At 52.5% G+C, this 1,091-nt stretch carries 1 protein-coding gene; it reads left to right on the top strand.

What is annotated here, in order from left to right:
* The first annotated feature begins 2 nt into the window (after positions 1–2).
* The gene (locus AC0L3N_RS33860) at positions 3–1,082 is read left to right on the top strand and encodes a mechanosensitive ion channel family protein (RefSeq protein ID WP_473552029.1); all 1,080 of its coding nucleotides are present in this window, start codon (positions 3–5) and stop codon (positions 1,080–1,082) included.
* Positions 1,083–1,091: the final 9 nt, after the last annotated feature.

Genomic DNA, 1,091 nt, shown 5'->3' with positions numbered 1-1,091 from the left:
CCATGGAACCGCGCGCCAAGGAACAGGAGAACCTTTCCCGACTCGAACGGGCCGCGCAACAGACTGCTGATCCAAAAACTATGGAACAGAAGGCGAAAAAGCCAGAGGAAAAATTTCGCTTCAGCCTTCGCAAGGAAGACGTCTGGTGGACGATTGGTTTCGCTGCCGCTGCCTTGCTGTTTTTTGGCATCCAAGTCCTGATCAATTGGCGCTTAGAATGGCTTGACGCGCCTTTGCGCGTTCGCGTGCTGAACTACGTCAGGGGCGGCCTTCTCATTTTCGTTATGCTGACCGTTGCGAATGCTATCGAAGTCTTTCTCATTGGCCGAATTCCCAATCGTGTTTCGCGTTTCAATCTGCAACGTATTTTTCGATTGGTCGTCGTCGTCGCCATCGTCTTCGTGGCCATTTCAGTCTTATTTGTGAACTGGTACGCTGCGGTTGTTTCACTCGGCCTGATTTCACTGATTCTCGGCTTTGCGCTGCAAATGCCGATCTCCAGTTTCATCGCGTGGATTTATATTCTGGCCAGGGCGCCTTATCGCGTTGGCGACCGCATTCGCATCGGCGATGCCCATGGCGATGTCATTGATGTCAGCTATCTCGACACGACGTTATGGGAATTCGGCGGCGAACATCTTTGGACCGATCATCCGAGCGGACGCGTCATCAAGTTTCCGAACTCCACCGTGTTTGACACGCCGGTCTTTAACTATTCCTGGCCGCTGTTTCCCTATGTCTGGAACGAAATCAAGTTCCAGCTCGCTTATGAAAGCGATCTGGAATTCGTAGCGAAAACCATGAGAGAGGTCGTTGACGAGCAGATCGGCGACATCATGAGCCAGAAGGTGAAGGTCTATAAGCACATCCTGTCGCAAACGCCGGTGGACGAACTCGAAGTGAAGGAGCATCCAGTGGTTCATTTTCGCGTCAGTGAAAACACCTGGCTCGAGGCCATCGTTCGTTACCTCGTGCCGCCGAAGGAAGCGGGGCGCACCAAAACACGCTTGATCAAGGAAATGCTGGCGCGAATGAATGCAAAACCCGATCGCGTGCTGTTTCCGAAGAGCAATTTGAGGTGAACTTCCTCA

The sequence above is a fragment of the Mesorhizobium sp. WSM4807 genome (assembly GCF_055811615.1).
Note: the sequence above shows the minus strand (reverse complement) of the source record. Positions and strands in the feature narration are given on the sequence as shown.